Origin of the sequence: Klebsiella sp. X1-16S-Nf21, from assembly GCF_002837615.1 — a bacterium.
Taxonomy (GTDB): domain Bacteria; phylum Pseudomonadota; class Gammaproteobacteria; order Enterobacterales; family Enterobacteriaceae; genus Klebsiella; species Klebsiella variicola.
On the sequence record NZ_PJDK01000153.1, the window covers coordinates 1 to 1130 of the forward strand.

Genomic DNA, 1130 nt, shown 5'->3' on the forward strand with positions numbered 1-1130 from the left:
GGTTTCGGGTCTATACCCTGCAACTTAACGCCCAGTTAAGACTCGGTTTCCCTGCGGCTCCCCTATACGGTTAACCTTGCTACAGAATATAAGTCGCTGACCCATTATACAAAAGGTACGCAGTCACACCCAAAGGTGCTCCCACTGCTTGTACGTACACGGTTTCAGGTTCTTTTTCACTCCCCTCGCCGGGGTTCTTTTCGCCTTTCCCTCACGGTACTGGTTCACTATCGGTCAGTCAGGAGTATTTAGCCTTGGAGGATGGTCCCCCCATATTCAGACAGGATACCACGTGTCCCGCCCTACTCTTCGAGTTCACAGCCTGTGCATTTTGGTGTACGGGACTATCACCCTGTACCGTCGGACTTTCCAGACCGTTCCACTAACACACAAGCTGATTCAGACTCTGGGCTGCTCCCCGTTCGCTCGCCGCTACTGGGGGAATCTCGGTTGATTTCTTTTCCTCGGGGTACTTAGATGTTTCAGTTCCCCCGGTTCGCCTCGTTAACCTATGTATTCAGTTAACGATAGTGTGACGAATCACACTGGGTTTCCCCATTCGGACATCGCCGGTTATAACGGTTCATATCACCTTACCGACGCTTTTCGCAGATTAGCACGTCCTTCATCGCCTCTGACTGCCAGGGCATCCACCGTGTACGCTTAGTCGCTTAACCTCACAACCCGAAGATGTTTCGTAAAACACCATCGTGTCGCGAAAATTTGAGAGACTCGAACACACATTAACTGTGTGTCGTTTCAATTTTCAGCTTGATCCAGATTTTTAAAGAGCAAATATCTCAAACGTCACCCGAAGATGAGTTTTGAGATATATCGGCACGCGTCTTTCACTCACGAACCAGCAAGTGGCGTCCCCTAGGGGATTCGAACCCCTGTTACCGCCGTGAAAGGGCGGTGTCCTGGGCCTCTAGACGAAGGGGACACTGAAGTCTCAATCGCAAGACGCCTTGCTTCTTTACTTTCATCAGACAATCTGTGTGAGCACTACAAAGGCAGGTTCTTTAAGGTAAGGAGGTGATCCAACCGCAGGTTCCCCTACGGTTACCTTGTTACGACTTCACCCCAGTCATGAATCACAAAGTGGTAAGCGCCCTCCCGAAGGTTAAGCT

General features: G+C 50.4%; 1 tRNA gene and 2 rRNA genes. All 3 read right to left on the reverse strand.

Features of this window, described 5'->3' with window-relative positions:
• Positions 1-677, reverse strand: a 23S ribosomal RNA gene (locus CW267_RS29800); the annotation flags it as partial.
• A gap of 190 nt (positions 678-867) precedes the next feature.
• Positions 868-943: transfer RNA gene (locus CW267_RS29805), tRNA-Glu, on the reverse strand.
• Positions 944-1028: 85 nt separating this feature from the next.
• Positions 1029-1130: ribosomal RNA gene (locus CW267_RS29810) — 16S ribosomal RNA — on the reverse strand; the annotation flags it as partial.